Origin of the sequence: Paraburkholderia edwinii, assembly GCF_019428685.1 — a bacterium.
In the GTDB taxonomy this organism is placed as follows: Bacteria; Pseudomonadota; Gammaproteobacteria; order Burkholderiales; family Burkholderiaceae; genus Paraburkholderia; species Paraburkholderia edwinii.
On sequence record NZ_CP080096.1, the window covers coordinates 2,880,475 to 2,905,640 of the forward strand.

Annotated in this window: 20 protein-coding genes and 1 riboswitch; of the genes, 7 read left to right on the forward strand and 13 right to left on the reverse strand. The window is 61.7% G+C overall.

Annotated features, from left to right (window positions below; genetic code table 11):
- Window positions 1-341: 341 nt before the first annotated feature.
- Window positions 342-2,354 (forward strand): cyclic di-GMP phosphodiesterase, encoded by a 2,013-nt coding sequence (gene pdeR, locus KZJ38_RS34215; protein ID WP_219801440.1) that lies wholly within the window; start codon window positions 342-344, stop codon window positions 2,352-2,354.
- A gap of 219 nt (window positions 2,355-2,573) precedes the next feature.
- Here the strand turns inward: pdeR and KZJ38_RS34220 are convergent, their stop codons facing one another.
- The gene (locus KZJ38_RS34220; protein ID WP_219801441.1) at window positions 2,574-3,452 is read right to left on the reverse strand and encodes a crotonase/enoyl-CoA hydratase family protein; all 879 of its coding nucleotides are present in this window, start codon (window positions 3,450-3,452) and stop codon (window positions 2,574-2,576) included.
- A 508-nt stretch (window positions 3,453-3,960) separates the two neighbouring features.
- Complete coding sequence (locus tag KZJ38_RS34225) at window positions 3,961-5,418, reverse strand: M20 family metallopeptidase (RefSeq protein ID WP_219801442.1); 1,458 nt, start codon at window positions 5,416-5,418, stop codon at window positions 3,961-3,963.
- A 161-nt stretch (window positions 5,419-5,579) separates the two neighbouring features.
- Between KZJ38_RS34225 and KZJ38_RS34230 the strand changes: the two genes are divergently transcribed.
- On the forward strand, window positions 5,580-5,879 hold the full coding sequence (locus tag KZJ38_RS34230) for a superinfection immunity protein (RefSeq protein ID WP_219803794.1): 300 nt from the start codon (window positions 5,580-5,582) through the stop codon (window positions 5,877-5,879).
- A 59-nt stretch (window positions 5,880-5,938) separates the two neighbouring features.
- A riboswitch (ZMP/ZTP riboswitch) is annotated at window positions 5,939-6,044 on the forward strand.
- A gap of 23 nt (window positions 6,045-6,067) precedes the next feature.
- Window positions 6,068-6,700, forward strand: coding sequence for a LysE family translocator (locus KZJ38_RS34235; RefSeq protein ID WP_219801443.1), 633 nt, complete (start codon window positions 6,068-6,070; stop codon window positions 6,698-6,700).
- A 133-nt stretch (window positions 6,701-6,833) separates the two neighbouring features.
- Here the strand turns inward: KZJ38_RS34235 and KZJ38_RS34240 are convergent, their stop codons facing one another.
- The 4 genes from KZJ38_RS34240 to KZJ38_RS34255 all read right to left on the reverse strand — a co-directional run bounded on the left by KZJ38_RS34240 (window position 6,834) and on the right by KZJ38_RS34255 (window position 10,537).
- Complete coding sequence (locus KZJ38_RS34240) at window positions 6,834-7,118, reverse strand: YodC family protein (protein WP_219801444.1); 285 nt, start codon at window positions 7,116-7,118, stop codon at window positions 6,834-6,836.
- Window positions 7,119-7,642: 524 nt separating this feature from the next.
- Complete coding sequence (locus KZJ38_RS34245; protein ID WP_281425849.1) at window positions 7,643-9,127, reverse strand: MFS transporter; 1,485 nt, start codon at window positions 9,125-9,127, stop codon at window positions 7,643-7,645.
- 112 nt (window positions 9,128-9,239) lie between these two features.
- On the reverse strand, window positions 9,240-9,893 hold the full coding sequence (locus KZJ38_RS34250; RefSeq protein WP_219801446.1) for a TetR/AcrR family transcriptional regulator: 654 nt from the start codon (window positions 9,891-9,893) through the stop codon (window positions 9,240-9,242).
- A 218-nt stretch (window positions 9,894-10,111) separates the two neighbouring features.
- Entirely contained in the window at window positions 10,112-10,537 is a 426-nt protein-coding gene (locus KZJ38_RS34255) for an OsmC family protein (protein ID WP_219801447.1), read from the reverse strand.
- 574 nt (window positions 10,538-11,111) lie between these two features.
- Between KZJ38_RS34255 and KZJ38_RS34260 the strand changes: the two genes are divergently transcribed.
- Window positions 11,112-11,990: an enoyl-CoA hydratase/isomerase family protein gene (locus KZJ38_RS34260; RefSeq protein ID WP_219801448.1), complete on the forward strand. Its 879-nt coding sequence runs from the start codon at window positions 11,112-11,114 to the stop codon at window positions 11,988-11,990.
- A gap of 149 nt (window positions 11,991-12,139) precedes the next feature.
- On the opposite strand, the gene KZJ38_RS34265 is transcribed toward KZJ38_RS34260, so the two are convergent.
- From KZJ38_RS34265 to gltA, 4 genes are all read right to left on the reverse strand, one after another.
- Window positions 12,140-13,105: an LAPAL motif-containing putative phage structural protein gene (locus tag KZJ38_RS34265; protein ID WP_219801449.1), complete on the reverse strand. Its 966-nt coding sequence runs from the start codon at window positions 13,103-13,105 to the stop codon at window positions 12,140-12,142.
- A gap of 261 nt (window positions 13,106-13,366) precedes the next feature.
- Window positions 13,367-14,518: a porin gene (locus KZJ38_RS34270; protein ID WP_219801450.1), complete on the reverse strand. Its 1,152-nt coding sequence runs from the start codon at window positions 14,516-14,518 to the stop codon at window positions 13,367-13,369.
- Between the two features lie 595 nt (window positions 14,519-15,113).
- A complete protein-coding gene (locus tag KZJ38_RS34275; RefSeq protein ID WP_219801451.1) occupies window positions 15,114-17,390 on the reverse strand; it encodes an amylo-alpha-1,6-glucosidase in 2,277 nt (758 codons plus the stop codon).
- A gap of 335 nt (window positions 17,391-17,725) precedes the next feature.
- A complete protein-coding gene (gene gltA / locus KZJ38_RS34280) occupies window positions 17,726-19,027 on the reverse strand; it encodes a citrate synthase (protein ID WP_219801452.1) in 1,302 nt (433 codons plus the stop codon).
- 316 nt (window positions 19,028-19,343) lie between these two features.
- Between gltA and KZJ38_RS34285 the strand changes: the two genes are divergently transcribed.
- Window positions 19,344-19,763, forward strand: coding sequence for a hypothetical protein (locus tag KZJ38_RS34285; RefSeq protein ID WP_219801453.1), 420 nt, complete (start codon window positions 19,344-19,346; stop codon window positions 19,761-19,763).
- Between the two features lie 38 nt (window positions 19,764-19,801).
- Here KZJ38_RS34285 and KZJ38_RS34290 read toward each other — a convergent pair whose 3' ends face one another.
- From KZJ38_RS34290 to KZJ38_RS34300, 3 genes are all read right to left on the reverse strand, one after another.
- A complete protein-coding gene (locus KZJ38_RS34290; RefSeq protein ID WP_219801454.1) occupies window positions 19,802-20,608 on the reverse strand; it encodes an alpha/beta fold hydrolase in 807 nt (268 codons plus the stop codon).
- 226 nt (window positions 20,609-20,834) lie between these two features.
- Window positions 20,835-21,905, reverse strand: a complete 1,071-nt coding sequence (gene mreB, locus KZJ38_RS34295) for a rod shape-determining protein (RefSeq protein ID WP_219801455.1) — start codon at window positions 21,903-21,905, stop codon at window positions 20,835-20,837.
- A 277-nt stretch (window positions 21,906-22,182) separates the two neighbouring features.
- Window positions 22,183-22,932: an AraC family transcriptional regulator gene (locus KZJ38_RS34300; RefSeq protein ID WP_219801456.1), complete on the reverse strand. Its 750-nt coding sequence runs from the start codon at window positions 22,930-22,932 to the stop codon at window positions 22,183-22,185.
- 184 nt (window positions 22,933-23,116) lie between these two features.
- On the opposite strand from KZJ38_RS34300, the gene KZJ38_RS34305 reads away from it, so the two are divergent.
- Both KZJ38_RS34305 and cueO read left to right on the forward strand, forming a co-directional pair.
- On the forward strand, window positions 23,117-23,446 hold the full coding sequence (locus tag KZJ38_RS34305) for a hypothetical protein (protein ID WP_219801457.1): 330 nt from the start codon (window positions 23,117-23,119) through the stop codon (window positions 23,444-23,446).
- A 160-nt stretch (window positions 23,447-23,606) separates the two neighbouring features.
- Window positions 23,607-25,160: a multicopper oxidase CueO gene (gene cueO, locus KZJ38_RS34310; RefSeq protein ID WP_219801458.1), complete on the forward strand. Its 1,554-nt coding sequence runs from the start codon at window positions 23,607-23,609 to the stop codon at window positions 25,158-25,160.
- Window positions 25,161-25,166 lie beyond the last annotated feature (6 nt).

Consider the following 25,166-nt stretch of genomic DNA (forward strand, 5'->3'; position numbering starts at 1 on the left):
CCATGTCGGTGGAACGCACGCGCCCGCCTTGCCACCGCAACCTCATTCGATCAAGGCAATCGCATCCCCACGATCGGCTTTGCTTCAACATAAATTCGTTGCGTCATCATGAATCGGTTGACGACTGTCGTCGCGCAATATCGTTGCCTATTGCTATTAAGAATGTTCTGCGCTAAACCGTTAACCTGTTCGGAGCCCGAAATCCGGACTTCCTTCGCTACAATGGGGACAGCTTTCCGCAAGCCGACCGTCTGCCATCCGCCCGCTTGAGTCCGTTTTTTGCTGGTTACGTTGCACCGGCGCGAGGACAGGTGGCAATTTTTGCCCGGATACCCTCATTCATGAACGACGACCAATACGATCAGGTGCACCAGGCGCTATACGCAAGGTTCGGTACGCATAGTCCATGCTGGCGTTTGTCGAGCGACAGCAACGCGCTCGAGCTGTCGCCCGTGACCGGCAACGGTCCCGCCACCGCCGCCGTCGCGCTCAGCGCGCAACAGGCCGCGCAAATTCGCCGGCTGACCGGCGTCACGTCGCACCTCACGCTCGATGTGCGCCTTTATGGCGAGCCGTTGCGTCTGCATCTTGTTGGGAAAAAGCTCAATAGCAGCACGTGGGCCGGGACCGCATCGGAATACGACGATACGGAATCGGTTGCGCGCGATCTCGTGCATGGGCTCTCGTTTGCCGAGCAGGTCGTCTCCGAAGTGAATTCGGTGGTCGTGATTGTCGACCGCAATGGACGTATCCAGCGCTTTAACCGCCTTGCCGAAGAACTCACCGGCATGAAGGAAGAAGATGTGATCGGGCGCAGCGTTTGGGCGCTTTTCATGTCGTCGGAAGCTGGCGCGGCGTCGAGCCAGAATATTTCGGGCTTCTTCAATCGTGGCGTGTCCTATGAAGTCGAGCGGCTCGTGCGCACCGTGCACGGCGAGCGGCTTTTCCTGTTTCGCAACAAGTTCGTGCAAAGCGGCAGCGGTATGGACGAGCAGTTCCTGATCTGCTCGGGCACCGACATCACGGAAGAGCGCCGCGCCCAGGAGCGTCTGTCGGAACTCGCGAACACCGATTCGCTGACAGGCCTGCCGAACCGCAACGCGATCCAGGACAAGATCCGCACGGCGATCGCGAGCGCGGCGGCCGATAAGTCGGTCGGCATCCTGTTTCTCGATCTCGACAACTTCAAGAAGGTCAACGATCACTACGGGCATGTGTTCGGCGACCGGCTGATTCAGGACGTGTCGGCCACCGTGCGCGATTGTCTCGATGAAGGCGATACGCTTGCACGTCTAGGTGGCGACGAATTCATCGTGCTGTCGTATCCGGCCACGGCCGCGTCGCTCGAAGCGACCGCGCAGCGCATTCTCGAACGGTTGCGCACGCCGTTCAGCCTCGGGCTCGTCGAGGTCTATACCGGCTGCTCGATCGGCATCGCGCTCTTTCCCGAACACGGCGACAGCCTCGAATCGCTGGTCCGCGCAGCCGACACCGCCATGTACGTCGCGAAGGATGGCGGCAAGCGCACCTATCGCGTGTTCTCGCCGGAAATGAACCGCAAGGTCGCTGAGTATATGTGGCTCGACACGAACTTGCGGCGCGGCCTCGATGAAGGACAGCTGACGCTGCACTACCAGCCGAAGCTATCGCTCGCAACGGGCGTCGTGTGCGGCGTCGAGGCGCTCGTGCGCTGGAATTCGCCGGAGCGCGGACAGATCATGCCGACCGAATTCATTCGTTACGCGGAGGAATCCGGATTGATCGGCCCGCTCGGCCGCTGGGTCATGCAGACCGCGGCCGCGCAGGCGGCACAATGGAAAGCGCGCGGCCACTCGTTGCGCGTGGCGATCAACGTGTCGGCACGGCAACTGGTCGACACCGCGGTGGTCCGGCATTTCAGCGAGGCGCTGCAATGCGCGAACCTCGATCCGTGCCTCGTCGATCTCGAGCTCACCGAGAGCTGCCTGATCGAAGACGAAGCCGCGGCAATCGACCTGATCACGCAATTCCGCGAACTCGGCGCGCAGGTGCACCTCGACGACTTCGGCACCGGCTATTCGTCGCTGTCGCAACTCGGCCGCATTCCGCTCGACGTGATCAAGCTCGATCGCAGCTTCGTGCGTTCGATCAACGTCGACAGGAAAGCGCAGGCACTCGTGCGCTCGATGGTGGCGGTTGCTCAGGCGCTGCAGCTGCAGGTGGTCGCGGAAGGTATCGAGACCGAAGCCGAAGAACTCTTTATGAAAGGCCTCGGCGTGGAATACGTACAGGGCTACCTGTACAGTCAGCCGATGCCGGCTGCTGAATTCGAACAATGGCTGGTCGACCGGCAGAAGGTCCGGCTGATCGCCTGAACGGCACAGTCCGCACGACCCGCAAGACCTTCTGCCCGCCCGCCCGCTTGCGACATTGGGCCAGGCTATTTCCGTGAAGCTTCCTGCCGGGTTGCGCCGGGTTGCTCCCGCGAGTGCTCAAGCGGGTTGCTCCAGCGGGTTGCTTCAGGCTTGCCAGCGGTCGTTTCCGCTCGCGCTCAGCGTCTCTTCATCTTCAAAGGAGGAGCCGCGCTGCGTGCATCAGGCGACGCTCGCGTTGTGATGCCGCAAGTTGCCCGTGCGTCGGTTTTGCAGCATCACGAGCCGTTCCATGAACGCAAGATCCTTCTCTTCGATCGTGAACGCGGCCTCGACCCAGTCTTCGGTGATTTCCATCAGCTCCGAGCGCGACAGCTGCAGCACCCGCTGGCGTGCACGCACCATCGCGCGGATGCCGTTCAGCTTCGGCCGCAGCGTATCGACGAAAGTACGCGTCGCGATATAGGCGTCGCCCGGTTCGAACAACTGATCGACGAGCCCTTTCGCCGCGTGCCATTCGGCCGTGTGCGATTCGCCGCCGCCGATCAGCTCCTCGGCGAGGCGCATGCCGGCACGCCGCGCGACCAGCGAATATCCGCCCATGCCCGGAAACAGATTGAACGCGATTTCGGGGAAGCCCATTCTCGCGTCGTTCTGCGCAAGCACGAAGTGATGCGCGAGCGCGGCCTCGAATCCGCCGCCGAGTGCTGTGCCCTCGATCATCGCGATCGAGATCGCACCGGTGTCGAAGCCGCGCGCCGCCGCATGCACGCAATCGACACAAGCGCGCGCATACGCCATCAGCGCCTGGCGCCGGCCGGCGCGAATCGATTCGGCAAAGAAACTCAGGTCTCCACCGACGTTGAACATGGTTGGGATCACCGAGCCTGTCACCCAGAAATCGATCGGCAGCCCTGACTCCTGCGCGGCCCGCGCGAGGCTCAGGATGTCGTGCACAAGCTCCAGGTTGAAGCACGGACGTGGTTGCGCACGCAACATCATCCACATGATGTTGCGTTCTTCTTCATAAAAAGCCGAGATTTGCGAAAGATTACCCGCTTCGACGAACGGGCGGCATGCGTGATGGCTATTCAGGTTCATTTCCAGTGGTCCTTTTAGGTTATAAAACGTCGGAAGAGCTATACGAGCCTAAAACAGACCACAATCCCGCGAGAGCGGCTGGCTAACATTTCGGCACAATTAATGGAGTGCGCGCGCCAGACCGGCCAGCGCGCCTTTGCGGTAACTCGTACCGACGTTTCATGGCGCAAACGATTGCGATGGGACACGTGCAGCGAAATACCCGATCAGGCCCGCCGCGGCATGGATGGGCATAGCGCCATTAGAACCTTTGCTTCAATCTTTCTGTGGAAATTTCATTCCATTTATGCAATGCGGTGCGGATATATTCCCGATGCATTTTTATTCGAATTATCGGAATGAAGTGAATAGCGCCCGGTGGACGGCGCTGAGGGCGGCGCTGAGGGCCGCGCGGGTGGTTGACGGCCGCCACGACGGGCGGCCGCGGATGTGACGTTTCGGTGTACGTCGCGTAGTGACGACGCACACATGCCTTGCACAATGCAAGGTGATCAGGATGCCAGACCGTTCAGGGCGCGGCCGCGATCACCTCGGCGACGCAGGCTGTGAGCTTCTTACCGTACGGTACGTGCAGGAATTCGTTGGGACCGTGCGCGTTCGACTTCGGCCCAAGTACGCCGCACACCATGAACTGCGACTGCGGGAAGCCGGCTTTCAATACGTTCATCAACGGGATCGTGCCACCCTGGCCGATATAGGCGCAGTCCGCGCCGAAGTGCTGGCGCGACGCGTCGTTCAATGCGGCGCCGAGCCACGTTGCGACGTCCGGCGCGTTCCAGCCCGTCGCCGCGCCGCTGTCGGGCTTGAAAGTGACTTTCGCGTTATACGGCGGGTCGAGTTCGAGCAAGGCTTTCAGTTCGTTGACGGCCTTGCCGGCATCGACGAGCGGCGGCAGCCGCAGCGACAGCTTGAACGCGGTGCGCGGGCGCAGCACATTGCCCGCATCGGCCAGCGACGGCAGGCCGGCCGCGCCGGTCACCGCCAGCGACGGACGCCACGTGGAATTGAGCAGCGCGTCTTGCGGGTCGGTTGTGGTCGGCAGGACCTGGCGGCCGTCCTGACCGCACGCCCAGGGCATTTTCTTCCACACGTCGTCGCCGAGTATCGCTGCGGTCGCTTCGGCTTCGCGCAGACGGTCAGGCGGTATCGGGCAATGAAAGCCCTTCGGCAGCAGATTGCCGGTCGATGCGTCTTCGAGCCGCTCGAGCAGTTGCCGCATGATGCGAAAGCTCGATGGCGCGATGCCGCCGTAGGAGCCCGAATGAATGCCTTCGTCGAGTACCTGCACTTCGAGGTCGCCCGACACGAGACCGCGCAGCGACGTGGTGAGCCAGAGCTGATCGTAGTTGCCCGCGCCGGAATCGAGGCACACGACAAGACCGACCTTGCCGAGCCGGTCGCGCAGCGCGTCGACATAGGGCAGCAGGTCGTAGCTGCCCGACTCCTCGCAGGTTTCGATGAGCCCGACGCAACGCGGCCGCTCGACGCCCTGCGCGTCGAGCGCCGCAAGCGCGGTGACGCTCGCGTAGATCGCGTAGCCGTCATCGGCGCCGCCGCGGCCGTAGAGCTTGCCGTCTTCGAGCTTCGGCGTCCAGGGTCCGAGGTCGTTGCGCCAGCCCGCGAATTCCGGCTGCTTGTCGAGATGCCCGTACAGCACGATGGTTTCGGTGCTGCCCGAACGCGTTGCGGGCGCTTCGAAGAAGATCACCGGCGTGCGGCCCGACAAACGCACCACTTCGAGCTTCAGGCCACGCACCGGCTGCGTCTCGGCCCACTTCGCCGCTTCCGTGACGACGCGCTCGATATAGCCGTGCTTCTGCCAGTCGGGATCGAACGCCGGGCTCTTGGCGGGAACGGCGATGTAATCGGTCAGCGCGGGCACGATCTCGTCGTTCCATTTGCGCTCGACGAAATCGCGCAGCGTGTCGGGGTCCAGTTTTGAATGCGTGGTGGCGTCGGAAATCATCGCAGCATGTCCGGTCGGGGAAAAAACACATGATAGTCCCGATCGTGGCTAGCGCTGCAGAGGGCGGCGTCGCACTGCATCGTGTGTCTCTGCGCTGCGCGCACGGCGTATTCGCGCGACAATGGTGCATTCGCCATGCATCGTCCACCCGTCGCAATCCAATGGAGAATCTCCTCGTCCAAGGCGTCGCGGCCGTTGTCGCGCTGGCAGTCTATTTCCTGCCATCGATCATCGCCGACCGGCGCAAACGTTACGATCTGCTGACTATTGCGCTCTTCAACGCTGTGGTCGGCTGGACTGTATTCGGCTGGCTGCTCGCGCTTTACTGGGCCTTTCAGCCGAATCCGCCGAAGAACGTGGCTGGCGAAATCATCAAGTCGCGCAAGATCGTGAGCATGCGCACCTTTTCGACGATGCTCGCCGAGCGGGTGCGTCTGCGCTCGTCGCGGACGCGCCGCTAAATAGCCATACTGTTGACACGTTCGATGCGTCGGCAACAGCTGTTGTCGTGGGATAATCGTGGGGTTCGCGCAACTGGCGCTACGAGATGGATCACCATCGGGGAACGCGAACTGCGGTCTGCCGCTGGCCGGAGCCGCGAACCGCCGCGCGCCTGGGCATTGCCTCGATCTTGTCACGGAGACATGCAATGCCCGAACACACCTCTCTTCTCGCTTTCGGTTTCGTCGCACTGGGTATGGCGCTGACGCCCGGTCCGAACATGATCTACCTTGTCTCGCGCTCGATTTGCCAGGGCCGAACTGCCGGGCTGATTTCGCTCGGGGGCGTCGCGCTTGGATTTGTCGTCTATATGCTGTGCGCGGCCTTCGGCATTACCGCGTTGCTGCTGGCGGTGCCGTTCGCGTACGACGCGCTGCGCTTCGGCGGCGCGCTTTATCTGTTGTGGCTCGCATGGCAAGCGGTGAAGCCCGGCGGACGTTCGCCGTTTCAGGTGCGCACACTGCCCGCGGATAGGCCGCGCAAACTGTTTGCGATGGGCTTTGTGACCAATCTGCTGAACCCGAAAATCGCGGTGCTTTATCTTTCGCTGCTGCCGCAATTCATCGATCCGCGACACGGCAGCGTACTCGGCCAGTCGCTCGCGCTGGGTTTCGTGCAGATTGCACTCAGTATGTGCGTGAACGCTGCCGTCGCGATGACGGCGGGTTCGATTGCCGGATTTCTTGCGCGCCGGCCCACGTGGCTCGTGATCCAGCGCTGGATGATGGGAACGGTGCTGACAGGTCTCGCCGTACGAATGGCCGTGGAAGCGCGGCGCTAAGCATTCGGAAAAGCGCGTTCGGGGGTCGCGCGCCTGGTGAGTCCGCTTGGTGAGTCCACTCAGTGAAGCCACTCAGTGAGACCGCCTGGCGAATCACGCCTGATGAATCCGCTCGGTGAGTCCCCTTGATGAATCACCGTGTGGGGAGCATGACCCGAATGAACTTGTGCAGTTGCACCGAGCCCGCCGGAATCGAGCGCGGCTCGCAACGCACGTTCTCGCGATCAAAGATGTCCTGGCGCAGTTCACCGTGCTCGTCGAACCACTGGCAGACGAGCCGGTCGGCTGCCGAGCCGGCCACGGGTCCTGCGTAAGTTACCGTCATGCGCGGGCCGCCGGCCTTGAGCGTGACGACGTCGCCAACGTTGAATTGGCCGGTACGTGTCGTATCGAATGGTTTGAGAGTAGCAGTCAGCATGATGTCCCCGTTATAAGCGTAGCGTCGAGCCGTCTGATCAAACAATGCCGTAAACGCACTACCGTCGAGTCAATTGAAAGAGTGCCGCAAGATTATCAATCGGATTTTCCGCAAGCAAGCTTTTTCTAAAAAGAAAACGTTCTGTGCGAGAATTAAGCGGATTTATAAAATATTTTAGAACGGGTGTTCATTATATGGGATAGCCCGGATTACAAATCGTCGGCCTTGCACTGTAAGACTATCCCCTTGTACATGTAGGCCCGACGGCGGAACCAGCGATCACTGTAATCCTCTTCGACCGGACGATGTCATACGCGCGCCATAATCGTCGTTAACGCGGAGGCGCGTGGACTTAATGGCCGATAATCCAATCACCAATAAATCGGCCGATCATTGCTGAACATCAATAAATCAGATTGGGCCGTGAAACTGTTAAAGGTCCGACTATTTAAGGGTAATTGCCAGGTATCGCGTAAATGCCTGACGAATATTTTCTCGGATTTTTGCCCGGGCTTTTGCTCGGTTCACGCGCAATTCTTCAGCGCGCGATTCTCCCGCGCCAGCTGCAATGCACGATGCTGCTGATGGCGCACCACCATCACGCTCAGCACCACGCACGCCGCGAGCAGCACCGCGTTGATGCTGAGGCTGCCCTCGAACGCATGGGCGTATGCCCGCGGCGTGTCCTGCCCTTGCACGATGCCGAAGAACACGCCGCTGATGGCGGCGATACCGAACGCGGCGCCGATCTGCAGCGTTGTGTTCACGACGCCCGATGCAAGCCCCGCCTTTTCCGGCGCCACCTCGGACAGCACGACGCGCATCACGGACGGAAACACGAGTCCATGCCCGATGCCCGCGCAGACGAGGCCCACGTAAAACACAAGCCCCGGCTCGCTGTGCCGCAGGGCCGCCCAGCCTGTCACTGTGAAGCCGACGGCGAGCAGCGCGAAGCCCAACGTCAGCACATGCGTGCCGATGCGCGCGACGACCGCGGGCGAAGTCAGCGGCCCGAACACGAAACCGATCGCAAACGGCATGATCGCGAGACCTGCCTTGAGCGGTGTCCAGTGCAGCCCGGTTTGCAGGTAGATGCCGTACGTCAGGAAGAACGCGCTGTTGCAGTAGAACAGGAATGCGACCACCAGGCCGATTGAAAAAGCAGGATTACGGAATAGTTGCAGGTCGACGAGCGGAAAGCCGCCACGGCGTACGATGCGCTGCTCGAAGCCGATAAAGAGCACAAAGACGGGTACGGAAAGCGCGAACATGACGAATGTCCACAGCGGCCAGCCGGCCTCACGGCCGTGCGTAAGTGGATAGATCAGCAACAGCAGAAGCAGCGACAACAGCACGACGCCGATCATGTCGATCTTCGTGCGCGTGGGCTGCCGGTTCTCCGGGATGGTCTTCCATGCGCCCACAAACGCGAGCAGCCCGATCGGCACGTTGATCAGAAACACCGCGCGCCAGTCGAGCCCGAAAGGCCGATAAGTAATCAGCGCGCCGCCGCCCAATTGTCCGACTATCGACGACAGCCCATAAACGAAGCCGTAAAAGCCGATAATTTTCGTCTGCTGATGGAGCGGCACGACCGCGCGGATCGTCGCGAGCACCTGCGGCACCATCAGCGCAGCGGCGAGTCCTTGCAGAATGCGTGCGCCGACGAGCATCGTGCCGCTGGTCGCGACGCCGCATAACGCCGACGCGATCACGAAGCCGGCCATGCCGGTCATGAAAATCCGCTTGCGGCCGAAAAGATCGCCGAGGCGCCCGCCTGTAATCAGCAGTACTGCGAACGCCGACGCATAGGCGGAAATGATCAGCTGCAGCTGCGCGTCGCTCGCGTCGATGCCGGCGTGAATCGATGGCAGCGCCAGATTGACGATGAAATAATCGAGCGGCGCGAGAAACGCGCCGACGAGCAGCACGACGAGCGCCATGCCCGTGTGCGCGGCTGGCGGCGGCGCGTCGGAAGGAAGATGCCCGGTTGCTGGCGGGCGAACCATGTGGCCACTTGCGCCGTCTTTCCCACTTTCATGTGTGTCGTCCGTCGAGGGACGCGAAATGCCTTTCGTATTCATGACTGACCGTTCAAAAAATCGGCGAAATTTTTACGACTCAGACCGTTAGCGCGCGCATCGCAATATCGACGACCGCCGTCAGTTCGTCTTCGTTGCGTTTGACCTTGCCGACGACACGCAACCCCTGCGTCATACACAGCAGATAGTCGGCGACCGCTTTCTCATCGAGCGCCGGGTCGAATACGCCGGCCGCCTGGCCGCGAATCACCGCTGCCGCGAAGAGCGTCGCGATACGCCGCTGGATTGCGGCGAGCTTTGCATATAACGCTTCATCATGCGGTTGCATTTCAAGCGTCGCGTTCGTAATGAAGCAACTGCGCTGTCCGACCAGCGCCGCCGCGACGCGCGTGTGATGTAGCAGCGCATTGCGCAGCGCCTCTTCGGGCGGCACGTCCGCGTTCAGGCGCTCGACCAGTGCCGCGATCGAACCCTCGGCGTAATGATCGAGCGCAGCCAGCATCAGGCCCTGCTTGTCGCCGAACACGCCGTACAGGCTGCCGCGCAGCACGCCCGTCGCCTTGACGAGGTCGTCGATCGACGTCGCGTGATAGCCGTGCCCCCAGAACACCCTCGCCGCCTTCGCCAGCACGGCATGGGTGTCGAACTGGCGCGGACGCCCGCGCGGGCTCTCGCCAGCCGGCTCGTGCGCGAGGCGGGACGTGCGCTTTTTAGGACCGTTTGGTTGTGACATGCAGCGGATTTTATGACTGGTCAGTCAATAAATCAACCGCCGAAATCGCTGAAACAGACTGGGCGGCACGAATGATTCGTGTGCCGCCGCAGTCCGCCAAACTGCAAACTGCCAGCTAGTCGATGCTTATGCTTGCAAGAATCGGCGTTCCCGCACCGGCTCTTAGCGACCGGGGTGGTCTGGAAACCGGTTCAGACGATCTGAAAAAACGCTTGCGCTCAAGTCTCGAGCTTCGCGTCCATCGTGATCGTTGCGTTCAGCACCTTCGAGATCGGGCAACCGGCTTTCGCATCAGCCGCGGCCTTGTCGAATTTGGCCTTGTCGCCGCCCGGGATCTTGACGACGACATCGAGGTGCGATGCGGTAAGTGAAAAACCGCCGCCGTCCTTATCGAGGGTGACCGTCGCGGTCGTCGCAATCCGTTCCGGCTTGATGCCGGCTTTACCGAGTTCCGCCGACAGCGCCATCGAGAAACAGCCGGCGTGCGCGGCCGCGATCAGCTCTTCGGGGTTCGTGCCGACTCCGTCTTCAAAGCGGGTCGAGAACGAATACTGTGTGTCCTTCAGCACGCCGCTGTCGGTCGAGATACTGCCCTTTCCGTCCTGCAGACCGCCCTGCCAGACTGCCGATGCTTTGCGCTTCATTACGCTCTCCTGTGGTTGCCTCGCCGATTCGTGCATGTCTTTGCATTCGCCGTGCCGCGACGCTTGTCCGCAACGGTCCCGCCCGGATTCTTCTGCGGAAAACAGCGTCGCATCGCAATGGCTGCACTTCGATCGAAGCGCAGGCGCAGACCGAACCTCATCATAGGCCCAAGCTCGCGACGCCGCGATGACGCCATGCCGAAGCGGAAATACAGTTGCAATGCGCGCTTCGCTTCGCTGCTTCGTCATTGCGGGTCGAACCATCTTTTCCAGCGCTGTGAAAGACTGTCATGACGCCTGGCGCCCTGCGCCGTTCGCTGTGCCTTGCTGCTCAAGCATTAGAGCGTGCCGGCGGCGCGCGCTGTAGCCCGATGCTAGTATCCGAACCAGTTCGCTAGCCGGCCCATCGGACTTCCTCAGAGTTCGCGCTACGCCGGTGCATGTCATTCCTTGACCGGAATGAACTACCGATTCTTCAACGCGGCAAATGGACCCCAATGCGCGGCTCCGGCAAAACCGCGTCGACTTCCCGATTCGCAACGCAGCCCATGCAACGCATTTTCGAGGAGGCACCATGAACGACAAGGTTGAGCCCAGCGCTTCACACTCCAGCACTTCGCAGACAGCGCAAGAGCAGGTGCGCATCAATCGCATCACGCCGGCGTATTGGCAGATCACGTTACACAACCCGCCGTTCAACATCTTCGGCCCCGATTCCATTCCGCAACTGCAGGCTGTGGTTCATGCGATTGAAACGACGCCGGAGCTCAAGGTGGTGGTGTTTCAGAGCGATGTGCCCGGCTACTTTCTGACTCACTACGATTTCATCCCTCCGTTATCGGACTCGACCAGTCTGCGCAACGGCCCGACCAGCCTGCATCCTCTTCCCGATATGCTGGTACGCATCAGCCGGTCGCGCGTCATATCGATCGCGAAACTGCGCGGGCGCGTAACCGGCGTCGGCGGCGAACTCGCGCTCGCAAGCGATATGCGCTTCGCCGCCCTCGAGAACCTCGAGATCTCGCAATGGGAAGCAGGCGCGGGCTTTGTACCCGGCGGCGGTCCGATGGCGCGGCTGCCCCGCCTGATCGGCCGCGGCCGCGCGATGGAAGTGCTGCTCGGCGCAGACAACATCGATGGCGAGACTGCCGACAGATACGGCTACGTCAACCGCTCGCTCCCGGATGCTCAGCTCGACGACTTCGTGGACAGATTCGCGCGTCGCATCGCGAGCTTCGATGGCGACTCGCTTGCGGAAATCAAGCAGGCTGTGAACTACGCGAGCCTGCCGCCCGATGCAGAGGTTGCTGCTGGCTGGAACCTGTTTATCTGGTCCGTGCAGCGCCCCGAAGCGCAATACCGCATTGGCGAGCTGATGAAGCGCGGTTTGCAGAAAGACCCCGACATCGAGCGCAATCTCAATCGCTACACGGAGGAAGTGGGCAAGCGCTAGGCGCCGCGAGGGTTCAAGCGAATTGCCGTTCGCAAATGCAGTCGGCGAACACGATCCGCGAACGAAATCCGCAAACACATTAGGCAAACGCAGCCCGTCAGCACAATCCGCGCATGCTAGCGCTGGACAAAGCCAGCGCTAGCAAAGCACTACGCCACCTCCAGATCGGCACCCGAAGTGGAATGTGCGCGTTCCACGCCAGCGTGAGCCTGATCATGCGCGTGTTGTTGAAGCGGCTCGCGATGTTCGAGCACCTTCAGGATCATCGACTCATTGTTCAATCGTCCGCCGTCAACGCTCTGCACCTGACGCAGATTCACCATCAGCACGTCGCCCTTACCGAAGCGCTCGCCCGCGTCGATCTTTCTCAGAAATTCCTTGTCCTCGATCGATGCGCGGAAGGTTGCGACGCCGTCGTGCACACGCCATTTATTGCCATCCTTAAACGTTAGCGACTCGATCTGCAGCATCTTGTGCGACGTTGTATCGGAGACGACTTCGGCCGCTGTTTCCAGCGTAGCCGCGCTTAACAGCCCAAGCTCGTCGTCGTGAAACGCCAGCGTGACCTTATCGTCAACCATGATGGCGAAGTCGGTAATGCCTTCGCGCTCGAGCGGTGACACGACTTTCTCCAGACTCGTACGCACGATGCCGTTGTAATAAAGCTTCATGATGCGCGAGTCGATTTCGATCGATTCCGCCTCGGAGAAATGGACTGTCGTCAGACGGCCGTTCCGTTGGACTTTCACCGGGCGCCGCCCCTTGAGCCGGCGCAGCAGGTCGATCAGGCCGCCGCCGCCGATGAATCCCACCATCGTCATGATCGTGTAGCCGTTGCAGATGGCGTTGGCGCCAAGACCCGACAGGATGTCCCGAATGTGCGCCAGAAGGTGCTGAGTGGCGACGAGATCGATGCCGAACGAACCGGCTTTGAAACTCGCGTTGACGTGTACGCGAATGCTCGATGCTTCGCCGTTGATTTCCTTGTTCGCGGCAGTGAACAGGTCTGCCATGGCAATGAGGGCGGGCGCGAGATCGCGAACATCCATACGGTGCTCAACGAGTGCGGGACCGTCGAAGACAACATGAAACTGCTGGTGATTGCTTTTTTCCATTTCGAAATGCGCGGCGCTGATTACCGCGTGCAGTTGGACAGATGCCGCATCTTGCCTTGAAAACCAGCAAGCTGACAAATACCATTCATTTCTTAGTCATGTTTAGGAAAAGACCCGCTTAGGCCTGCATTTCAGGCCTATCCAGCGTTAACGCAACGCAGACGTCACGCAGAAATCTTGGACATCACAAGAAAAAACCCCGCCCGACAAACGTCGGACGGGGTCTTCTCTACGTTGCTTCTGTACGTCGAACCGCGAGTCTTAGAAGCGGTGACGCATACCGATCGTCGCCACCACCTGGTTGCCCGTCGACGACGCGCCACCCGAGTTGTTGATGAACGCGACGAAGTTGCTGCCCGACACGTGCTGGTACATGCCTTCCGCGTACACGTCCGTGCGCTTGGAGAGCGAGTACACCGCCTGCAGGTTCACCTGGTTCCACTTCGGATCCGAGCCGAACGTCGAGCTGTTCGTCACGTGGCCATCCGTGTACGTGTACGCGACACCGAGGCTGATCGCCGGCGTCACCGCATACTTGCCGTTCACTTCATAGTTGTCGAAGGTCACGCGGCCGTTCGCCGAACCGAACGACTGCGTGCCCTGGAACTGGCTGTGCGTGTACACGAAGCCGACCAGCGCCGGTCCGATCGCGTAGTTGACGCCCGCGCCGACCGTGCGCTGCACATCGGCGCCGAGCACGAAGCCGCCCGTGCCGTTCGACTGCGATTCGGCCAGGTCGACCGCGCCCGACGTGTTCGCCGTGCTGTTCGAACCGTTGATCTGCAAGTAGCCGGCCGCGATGTTCAAGCCCGCGAACGAGTAGCTCGCGCCCGCGCTATAGGCACGGTTCACAGCGAAGTCGTCGTTGTTCGAGAACGCGTACAACGCGCCGAACTTGAAGCCACCATAGTTCGCGCTGTTGTACTTGACCGAGTTGTTCATCCGAACCGAGTGGTTCAGGTTGTCGTTGTCGAACGGGTGCGCGAAGCCGGTGTCGCCGAACGTGCCTGCCGTGCCCGACAGCGGCGCGACGAAGTCGACCAGCGAGTCGTACTGGCGGCCCAGCGTGACGGTGCCGTACTGGTTGCTCGACAGACCGACAAACGCTTGCCGGCCGAACAGACGGCTGTGCTGGGCGAGCGTGCCGTTCGTGACGCTGAAACCATTTTCGAGCACGAAGATCGCGTGCAGACCGCCACCGAGATCTTCCGAGCCGCGTAACCCGAAGCGGCTGCCGTTGATTTCGCCGCTGGTGGCCTGGAACAGCGAGCCGTGGCTCGCGCCCTTGACGACGTTATTCGTATATTGCAGGCCGGCATCGATGAGGCCGTAGAGAGTGACGGAACTTTGCGCATGCGCGGTCGACGCCGCGAATGCGGCAACGACCGCCGCGGGGATAGCGATTTTCTTCACTGAGTAGCTCCTTCGTGTGGAAACCGGGATTAACGGCGAACGAAAGTATAGGGAGCTACCCGCAATAATCATCTCGCCATATATCGCAATACTGTTCGTCTATTGAAGCCGTAAATTTTTCATAAAACGGTAATACGCAAGTCCGGTAAAGCTTTGGGCGAGTTCCAGCATGTTCAGATGGGGGCTTTTATCGGGACGTCGTCGCGCGATCACAACGCGGTGTGTTGTTTCCGGCGCGAGAACACATTTCCGGCTTGAGTGGAAATACAACGCCGGATCAGACGGAATCGCTGGAAAGTCAACGTGGATGCGGGTCAGCGCGCATCATCCCGCGTTGCGGGCGGCGTTTGTCGGAACAGATCGCACAATTCCCGTAGTCCGATCGCGTAGATATCGGACGTAAATTCCGGCTACCAATTGCTTACCAATTCAGGACGGATTCTTTCAATTTCGTTTTTTGCATCGTTCGAGTCTACGGAAAGAATATGAAAGCCATATTTCTCAATAATATGAGTCGAGTTTGAGAAATATGGCTATCTTCCGAAATCGTTCTTTTAGAATATTCCTTGCGCAAATCGAATAACACTATTTCGATTTACAGCAATGCGACCACCCGTACATCGCTCTGCTCCGACGATGCGACCACCTTGCCGTCCATGCGCCGGAACGTGATCGATACCGACGCGTCGCCAACGCGCAGATCGCCGATCTCGAGCCAGTCGATGCCGTCCGGCAGCATCGGCTGCTCGATCAGCACTTCCCGGCGCGCCGCGTCGATCGTCATCCCGAGGCACGCCTCGAGCATCATGAACGGCGAACCGGCCGCCCACGCTTGCGGCAGGCAGGCCACCGGGTACGCGGTTGGCGGCTCGCCGCGGCGCCGTTGGAAGCCGCAGAACAGCTCCGGCAGACGCATATCGAACTTGACCGCCGCCTGGAAGAGCGCCTGCAGCAGGTTCACCGCGGCCGCCTTGCCGCCGTAGCGTACCAGCCCGCGCGCGCAAAGCGCGTTGTCGTGCGGCCAGACCGAACCGTTGTGATACGCCATCGGGTTGAAGCGTGGCTGTCCCGCCGCGAGCGTACGCACGCCCCAGCCGGTGTGAAACAGCGACGAGCCGAGCGTGTGCGCGACCGCTTCGCCGCGCTCGCGCTTCGGCAACCCGAATGCGAGCAGATGTCCCGCGTTCGATGCGAGCACGCGGCACAGTTCGCCGTGGCCGTCGAGTGCGATGCCGTAGAAGTTCAGATCTTCCATCCAGTACAGTTCTTCGACGCGATCGCGGATCGACGTCGCGCGCTGGGTATAGCGCACCGCGTCGCTCGTCAGGCCGCGCAGTGTCGCGAACTGCGCCATCGTGTCGAAGGCGGCGCTCGCATACGCCTGCACTTCGACGAGCGCGATTGGACCGTCCGGAAAGCGGCCGTCCGCATGGAACACAGAGTCGTGACTGTCTTTCCAGCCCTGGTTCGCCAGGCCGCCATCGGAAGCGCGCTGATAGTCGAGCAGACCAAAGCGGTTCTTGTCACACACGCCCGCGACCCACTTGGCCGCGCGCTCGAGCGCGGGCCACAACTCGTCGACGAGCGCCGTGTCGCCGGTGCGAGCCACATACGCACCCGCCAGCACGATGAAAAGCGGCGTGGTGTCGACGCCCCCGTAATACAGCGCGAACGGCACTTCGCCCGTCGCCGCCATTTCGCCGCGCCGCAGTTCATGCATGATCTTGCCGACCGCGGCGTCGCGGAACGCCGAATCTTCGAGCGCCTGATGCTTCGCGAGAAAACGCAGCACGCCGCGCGCAAGTCCCGGCTGCAGCCACAACGACTGCAGCGACGTGATCACCGCGTCGCGCCCGAACGGCGTGGAGAACCACGGAATGCCCGCATACGGGTACGGACCCGTTTCGAGATCGGTGGTAAGCAGACTCAGATCCGCGTGTGAACGGTCGATCCATGCGTTGAAGAGCGGATTGCTCGAGCGCACGCGCGCCGACGCGCGGCGCCGCTCGCGCATCATCAGGTGCGCGTCGACCAGCGCGGCGCGCACTGCGGCACGCCCGACACGCGGACGCACGGTATCGATCTGCGACGTATGCGCTTCGCTGAATGCATGCGTGGGCTGCGGCACGTGCGCGTTGCCGCGCCCCTTCCCTTCGACTTCGACCGCCACCGACAGATAAATCGACAGGCACGCCTGCGCCGGCAGGCGCACGGAATAGTCAGCGCGGCCGGCGAGCAGCTTGTCCGGTGTCGGCGAAAAGGCGATGCGCACGCGGCGCGAGACGTGGTCGAGGCCGATATAGTTGAGCAGCACCTCGCCGTTTTCGACGCGTGCCGGCTCGATCGTACCTTGCTTCGGACGCTTGAGGCCACGCACTTCGAACATGTCGCGAAAGTCGCTCGCAAACGAAATGGAGAGCGGCACGACCGCTTCGTTCGTGCCGTAGTTCGTCATCTCGATCGCTTCGTTGAGCACCGTGCCGCACAGCACGCGCACGCGCTCGACGTGAATCACGCCTTCCGGCGTGCTGTCCCCGCCCAGAGGCGGCAGCGGACGATTGGTGAGGTGCGCGGTAAATGCCGTGTTGTCGCTGCTTACGCTGCCTGACAGGAGCGACGGCGCGCGACCGCCGAAGGTGAGGCGCAACTGCGACAGCACCCGCGTATCGTTGACGAACAAGCCGTCGTCGATGCCGGTAATGTCGCCCAATGGATCGTTGACGATGAATGTTCCGCCCGACTTCAACACGGACTGGTTGGGACTCGCCACGTTCAGGTTTTCCGGCGCGATAAATGCGCCATCCGCTTCCTGCTCCTCGTAATCCTCGCGTTCCGTATGGGTCAGTCCACCGAGTGCTTCCGGATTCTGCATCAGCTCTCTCCCTTTGCTCGTCTGTGCTGGTCGATCATCGTTCCGATTTTAGAGGGTCTACGCGAAATGGGCACGTCTGCGTTGCGCACATGCACGCGCAATTTCACAGTTGCACCCGCAAGCACGGTAGAAAGCGGGAAAGGAAGCGAATAAACGCAGGGGAATGACACAAATGCGGTATGGAGGAGGCGTGGATACAGCAGGACTTTTGGCACGAGGCATGCGGTTTGGCCTGCCGACCATCGGTCACCGCCGGATGCGCCCGTGGAACGGGCGCGTCCGGGTCAAATCTCGCCGGACCTTGCGCCCGACACCAGGTCAGGCATCCGCGGGCATCAACGCTCGGCCAGCGGCTTCGCCTCACGTTGCGTGTGACCGACAAAAAGCTGACGCGGACGGCCGATTTTCTGCTCAGGATCGGCGATCATCTCGTTCCACTGCGCGATCCAGCCCACCGTACGCGCCATCGCGAAGATGCACGTGAACATCGAGGTCGGAATGCCAAGGGCGCGCTGCACGATGCCCGAGTAGAAGTCGACGTTCGGATACAGCTTGCGCGACACGAAGTATTCGTCTTCGAGCGCGATCTTCTCGAGCGCCATCGCGAGCTTGAACAGGGGGTCGTCGTGCAGGCCCAGTTCCTCGAGCACTTCGTGGCATGTCTCGCGCATCAGCTTCGCGCGCGGGTCGTAGTTCTTGTACACGCGGTGACCGAAGCCCATCAGCTTCACGCCCGAGTTCTTGTCCTTCACCTGCTTGATAAATTCGGGGATGTTATCGACCGAGCCGATCTGCTCGAGCATATTCAGCGCCGCTTCGTTCGCGCCGCCGTGCGCCGGACCCCATAGGCACGCGATACCTGCCGCGATACACGCAAACGGGTTCGCGCCCGACGAACCCGCGAGCCGCACCGTCGAGGTCGACGCGTTCTGTTCGTGGTCGGCATGCAGAATCAGGATGCGGTCGAGCGCGCGCACGAGCACGTCGTTGACCTTGAATTCCTCAGCCGGCGTCGAGAACATCATCCGCATGAAGTTCGCGCTATACGAAAGATCGTTCTGCGGATAGACAAACGGCTGACCGATGCTGTACTTGTATGCCATCGCGACCAGAGTGGGCAGCTTCGCGATCATGCGGATCGCCGACACTTCACGATGGCTTGCATTCGTGATGTCGAGCGAGTCGTGATAGAACGCCGACAGTGCGCCGACCGCCGCCACGAGAATCGCCATCGGGTGCGCGTCGCGGCGGAAACCGCGGAAGAAGATGTGCATCTGCTCGTGCACCATCGTGTGGCTCACCACCGATTTCACGAACTCTTCTTTCTGCTGCCGATTCGGCAGATCCCCTTTCAACAGCAGATAGCAGGTCTCAAGAAAATCCGCGTTTTGCGCGAGATCGTCGATCGGGAAGCCGCGATACAGCAGTTCGCCCTTGTCGCCATCGATATACGTGATGGAGGAATTGCACGCAGCCGTCGACATGAAGCCCGGGTCATACGTGAACTTGCCGGTCTGGCCGTAGAGCTTGCGAATATCGACCACGTCCGGGCCCATCGACCCCTTGTAGATCGGCAATTCGATCTTCTCGTTGCTGTCGGAAAACGTTAGCGTTGCGCGTGCGCCTGAGCTATTCATTCGGGGTCCTCGTATCAAACCATCTGCCTTAGTCGACATGCATTCTAAGGCGCGGGTTCGTCAACTTTGCGTCGATATACGCAACAATGATTACCGCCGACAGAAACACTCATTCATAAAAGCGTGACGCAAAGGCCTTCGCAAAGCCAACAAAATGAAAGAAAGCGCTGCGAATGCAACAATCTTTTGTTCAGTGGAACGATACAGAGCGCAAACAGGTCTGCGATACTGCAGTCACTCAATCGGTGGTCTGCGAGGCGCGTAGTTAAAGAGGTATGCGCAGGCTTCCGAAACTCATTGAACAGGGATGTCAAAAATGACGCTGAATTTGGAAACGCTTTTCCCGGATACCGGCGAGCAGGAAGAAGCCGTCGTCACCGCACTCAATCATCAGGACATCGTGCTGGCCATGTCGGCAGCGCTGGCTACCGAAAAGATCGCGGTGCTGCACATGCTCTACCCGCGCACCGATGCTCGCACGCACAGCAGCCTCGACAAGCTCGTCGACCAGTTGCATGCGCACGGACTACACGAAGTCGCGCGACTGCTCTCGCAGGAGGCTCACTATCTGGTGTTCCGGAATCCGGTCAAAGCGTGGAAGGCATTTCATGAGATCCGCAATGACTCGCTCGCCATCGGCGTGCATCTTTACTATTGCGGCCTTGTCGGCGAGGCCGCGGAACGCGCGCTGGACGAAGACGCGCATCGCAAGTCCGCGTCCAAACGCAAGCACTAAACCCGCTAGCCGTCCGGCGCGTGAGTCGATGCAGACGGTCACGCCCGGGCGTCAGTCGCTACACTGCGCACGAATTCGTCGACGTAACGATTGAAGGCAGCCGGATGCGCGAGATTCATCCCGTGCGACGCGCCATTCACGGTTCTGTGGCGCGCATCCGGCAGCCATGAATGAAGCGCAGCGATGGCACGCCTGAACATCTGCGGACTTTTCTCGCCATCGATCAGCAATACCGGGCAACGCACTTGTGACGCCTCGTCGGGCACATAGGCCGGCAGCGGATCGCGAAACTGGCGCGCAAGCGTATGCGCATTATCCAGCGCCATCGTGCGGAAAGCGGTCGTGCTTTTCGACCAGAAGCCGGGTCGGCTCACCGAATCGACGAACAGCTGCAAACCCGCCTCCACTTTCCCTTCCTCGATCAGCTGTGCGGCACGCGCGCGCAACGCATTGACCGTTTCAGGCAAGCTCGCCATCGGTTGGCCGGGCCGGTCGGCGATCCGCAGCGGACCGCCGGGATCCGCGAGCGTTAGCGTGCGCAGATGCTGCCGGTGCCGGCGCGCGAAATGAAACGCCACGCAGCCGCCGCGCGAATGGCCGATCACATGCGCCGGGCCTGCGCCGAAGCGATCGATGAATTCGGCGAGCTCGTCGGCATGGCGGCTCCAGCTAAACGGGAAGCGCGCCGGCGTATCGACATCGGGCCAGTAATGCGTGAGGCTGATCGCGACGCAGCGGTAGCGATCCGATAGTCCATCGACCTGGGGCTGCCAGTAGCGGTAGTCGCACAGCGACCCGTGCACGAACAGCAACAGCTCGCCTTCGCCGCGTTCGACGTACGGCATGCGCAAGCCGTTGCTCAATTCGATAAAGGAAGGAGATGAGGCGTGCGGGGGTACGGGGGCATTCACAGGCGGCGGGGATTGGCGAGCGGTGACGGATAAGCGGACATCAGGCAATGTCCGCCATTGTCACATAGCTTTCAGGGCGTATTGCCTTGCGGGCGCACGTACCTCGCACGCACCTGTCGTTCGAACGCCCTGCCATGCTTTCACGCCGTCACCACCGGGTTCACTCGTACACGTAGGCGTCAACGAGTCCCGCTTCGGCTGCCGCGCCGGCGCCGCGCACCGCACAGGTCAGCGGTTCATCGGCTACCCGCACGGTAAGACCGAGTTCGCCGGCGAGATAACCGGTCAGATGGCCGAGCAACGCGCCGCCGCCCGTTAGCACGATGCCGGCGTACGCGATGTCGGTAACGAGCTCGGGCGGCGCGTTTTCGAGCGCCGCTTTCACGGCGATGAGCACCTGGCGCAGCGGCACCGCGATCGCATCGGCCACATCCTGCGTGCTGATCTCGATCGTACGCGGCAGGCCGTCGTCGACACTGCGACCCGTCGCGAACATCTTCTCCTGCGGCACGTCGCGCAGCGCCGAGCCGATCGTCTTTTTCACGTGCTCCGCCGTCTGCTCGCCGAGCACGACGCCGTACATCGTGCGCACATAGTTGACGATGGCCTGGTCGAGCTGATCGCCGCCGACGCGGATCGATCCGCTATACGCGATGCCGCCGAGCGCGATCACGCCGATTTCCGTCGTGCCGCCGCCGATATCGACGACCATCGAGCCGGTCGCCTCCGACACCGGCAACCCGGCGCCGACCGCTGATGCGAGCGATTCCTCGATCAGGTTGACCTTCCATGCGCCCGCGGCCACTGCGGCTTCGCGGATCGCGCGCCGCTCGACCTGAGTTGCACCGGCCGGCACGCAGATCGTGAAGTCCGCGCGGCGTGCGAAAAACGGCCGCGGTTTCGCCATATCGACGAATTGCCGGATCATGTGCTCGGCAGCGGGGAAATTGGCGATCACGCCATGCCGCATCGGCCGCACCGGTTCAAGGTTGCCCGGCGCGCGGCCGAGCATCTGCTTCGCCTCGGCGCCGACCGCCGCGACGCGCCTGCGCCCTTCGGTCGACATCTGCTTCTGGAAACAGACCACCGACGGTTGATTGACGACGATGCCGCCGTCGTCGGTATAGATCAGGGTATTGGCCGTGCCGAGGTCGACGGCAACGGAGTAGCGGAACAGGCGTCCGAAAAGCGAAGAGCGGTTCAGCGAAGCTTGCGGCATCGATCGCGCCATATATCGGCTCTGTAGGTGTGTGGTTTGCCGTCCTGAAGGCAACGTCAGTGCAACGTCAAAGCAGCTTCACGGCGGCACGAAACTCTCGAACGCGCGGGCAGGCATGCCGCCGGCCCGTGCGTCGGGCATGTTTTTCAGGCTTATGACCACCGTTAACGGCGCGCTGCGGACAATCTTTAGCGCAACGTAGCGAACTCGCGTGCGACGCAAAAATACCTACAAAAAGCCTTCATTCGCAGAGTTGAGGCAGCGACGTGTGCTGTGCCCGCGAAGCGCTTCACCGAAAATACCTCGCCGGCGTCTCCCCCAGCGAATCCTTGAACACCGCGATAAACGACGACACGTCGTTGTACCCGACGTCAAGCGCCACGCGCGTCACGCTCGCACCGGCGCCGAGCCGCTCGAGCGCAATCAGCAAACGCAATTGCTGCCGCCATTGCCCGAACGTCAGCCCCGTTTCCTTGACGAAAAGCCGCGCGGCCGTGCGCGCGGTGACGCCTGCCTGGGCGGCGAGTTCGTCGAGCACGCCCGATTGAGCGGGATGGGCGCTCAACGCATCGGCGATGCGCAGAATTCGCCGGTCGCGCGGGTATTGCAGCGAAAGCGGCGCGGCCGCGAGCAGCGGCAGACGGTCGACAATCACGTCGATCAGGCGCGCTTCGGGGCCGTCGGGCGGATACTCCTCGCCGAATTCCGTGGCCGCGAGCAGCAATTCGTCGACAAGCGGGTCGACCGACACGACGCCGTTTTCCGCCGGAACAGGGATCGCCTCGGTATCCGCGTACAGCGTGCGCGTCACGACCGGATTCAGCGAAGTCGCCCGATGCAATGCCCCCGGCAACAGCCATACCGCGTGATGCGGCGGCACCACCCACAGACCGCTGTCGGTACGCACGGTCAGCACCCCTTCGCTGACGTGCACGAATTGCGCACGGCGCTCCGCGTTCCACGGCTTGTCCAACGCGTCGTGCCGCTCGGCGAGCACAAAGACCGGGCGCTGTGAGATGTTCGCTTCAATGGCGTCCATTGTCCGTTTTGCCCTGTCAAGTATCGAAACCGTGCGAGATTAGCACGTCGACAATAAGTCTGCCGGCGCCCGCGTCGGATCGGTCCCGTTATACAGAGACCCTAAAATCCGCAGCAAAATGGCTGACAAACGGCTTACTTCGTGTGTATTTCCGCAGACGGCCCAAGCGGTGATTGATAGGCGGATGCAGGAGTTCGTCATCCGCTCATTTCCTGCTCATTGTCGCGACCGACAATCGGTTCGTGTGATGCGAGCAGTGCGTGGCGATTTCACCGCTTCAATGCGGCTCGCGTACTTCCAGTTCGCTTTGGAGACCGTCATGATGAGCATCGCAAGACTTGTCGTCACTCTGCGTCCCGCATTCCGATTTATGGCGCCATCGACAGGGGCCGCGCCAGCCGAAATGGTACAAGCCCATCACGAGGCAAACGTAGACGACATCGACCGTCTGCGCGCGTTCGAAATGGAGCGCGTGCGCCGCAATCCCGCCAGTCTGCTTTCCCCACGCTTTTAGGACCACGCGTCGACCGAGCGCGACGTGTGCACGGCGCACATTCACGCGGTCAACACCGTTCGCTTCGACACACGGAGTCGACCCGCTGAATCGCCGATGTCATTTCCGCTCCGAACGAGATGTCCTAGACTTCGAATGTCGGCTTTTCTCTGGAATCGCCATGAAGTGCATGTCGCGCCGTCAGGCGCTCCTGACGACTGCGGCGCTCGGTGCACTGGCAGCGCGTCCCGTCTGGGCCAGCGATGCGCGGGTTAGCCTTCCGGTTCCGCCGGAACGCAAGCCAGACGCGCAGGGCGTGATCGCCTTCGACGCCCGCAGCGCCAGCCGACGCTTCCTGCCCGACCGCAACACACCGACCTACGGCTATAGCGGCGCCTTCCTCGGGCCCGCGTTGCGTGTGCGGCGCGGTCGGACCGTGACGATCGACTTCACCAACCACCTGTCCGAGCCGACGACCGTGCATTGGCACGGATTGATCATCCCAGGCGATGTCGATGGGGGCCCGCACCATCCCGTGGCACCCGGCGGGCGCTGGCGGCCGACGCTGCCGATCGATCAGCCGGCCGCCACGCTCTGGTTCCATCCGCATGCCTATCCGACCACCGCGGCGCAGGTGACCAAGGGCCTGGCAGGCCTGCTGATCATCGACGACGAGGAGGCGGACCGGCTGGCGCTGCCGTCGCGCTGGGGCATCGACGACATTCCGCTGATCATCCAGGATCGTCGCTTCCGCAGCGACGGCACCTTCTTCGATGCGATAAACATCGTGACGGCAATCAACGGCTATGTCGGCACGCTGCCGTTGGTCAACGGCGCGGTGTATCCCGAGGTACGCACCGCGCGCGGCTGGGTGCGTCTACGCGTGCTCGACGGGTCCAATGCCCGCAGCTACAGGTTAAGCGCCTCGGACGGCCGCTCGCTCTTCGTCATCGGCTCCGACGGCGGGCTGCTGGAGCGCCCGGTGGAGCTCAAGGAAGTCACCCTGCACGCGGGCGAGCGCTTCGAACTGATGGTGGATTGCCGCTCGGGCAAGTCCTTCGATCTTGTCACGCAGCCGGGGGACAACGCCATCATGCGGCTGCCGCCCTACGACAAGCCGGTGCGCCTGCTGACAATCCGGCCTGTGGGTACGGAGGGAAAGGGCAAGCTTCCCGACGTGCTGGCGAAATTACCTTCATTGCCGGCAGAGCCGCCCGCGGTCAGCCAGGCGCTGGTCATGAACATGTTCCACGACCAGGCCGGCATGATGCCGCTGATGAAAGCCGGGCTGCCGATGGGCATCGCGCCGCCTCGCCCCATCGCACCGGAGGTCGTCGCCCGCGTTACGCGGCTGATCGAGGGCGAGCCGGCCTTGCCGATTGCCGAGCAGCTCGCCCTCAATGGCGTCAATGGCAAGCCCTTCGCACTGAAGGAGCCGGGCTTCACTGCCGCCCGCGACAACATGCTGCGTTGGTGGGTTTCCGAAGGCGACGACAAGATGCTGCATCCGGTACACATTCATGGCTGCCAGTTCCGCATCCTGTCGGAGAACGGACGGCCGCCGCAGCCCCATCGCGCCGGGTGGAAGGACATCGCGCCGATCACGAATGCCGGCGTCAGCGAGTTGCTGCTGAGCTTTCCTTACCCGGCGACCGCCGACGCGCCCTATATGGCGCACTGCCACATCCTCGAGCATGAAGACTCCGGCATGATGGCGCAGTTCACAGTGGCATAGATGCGG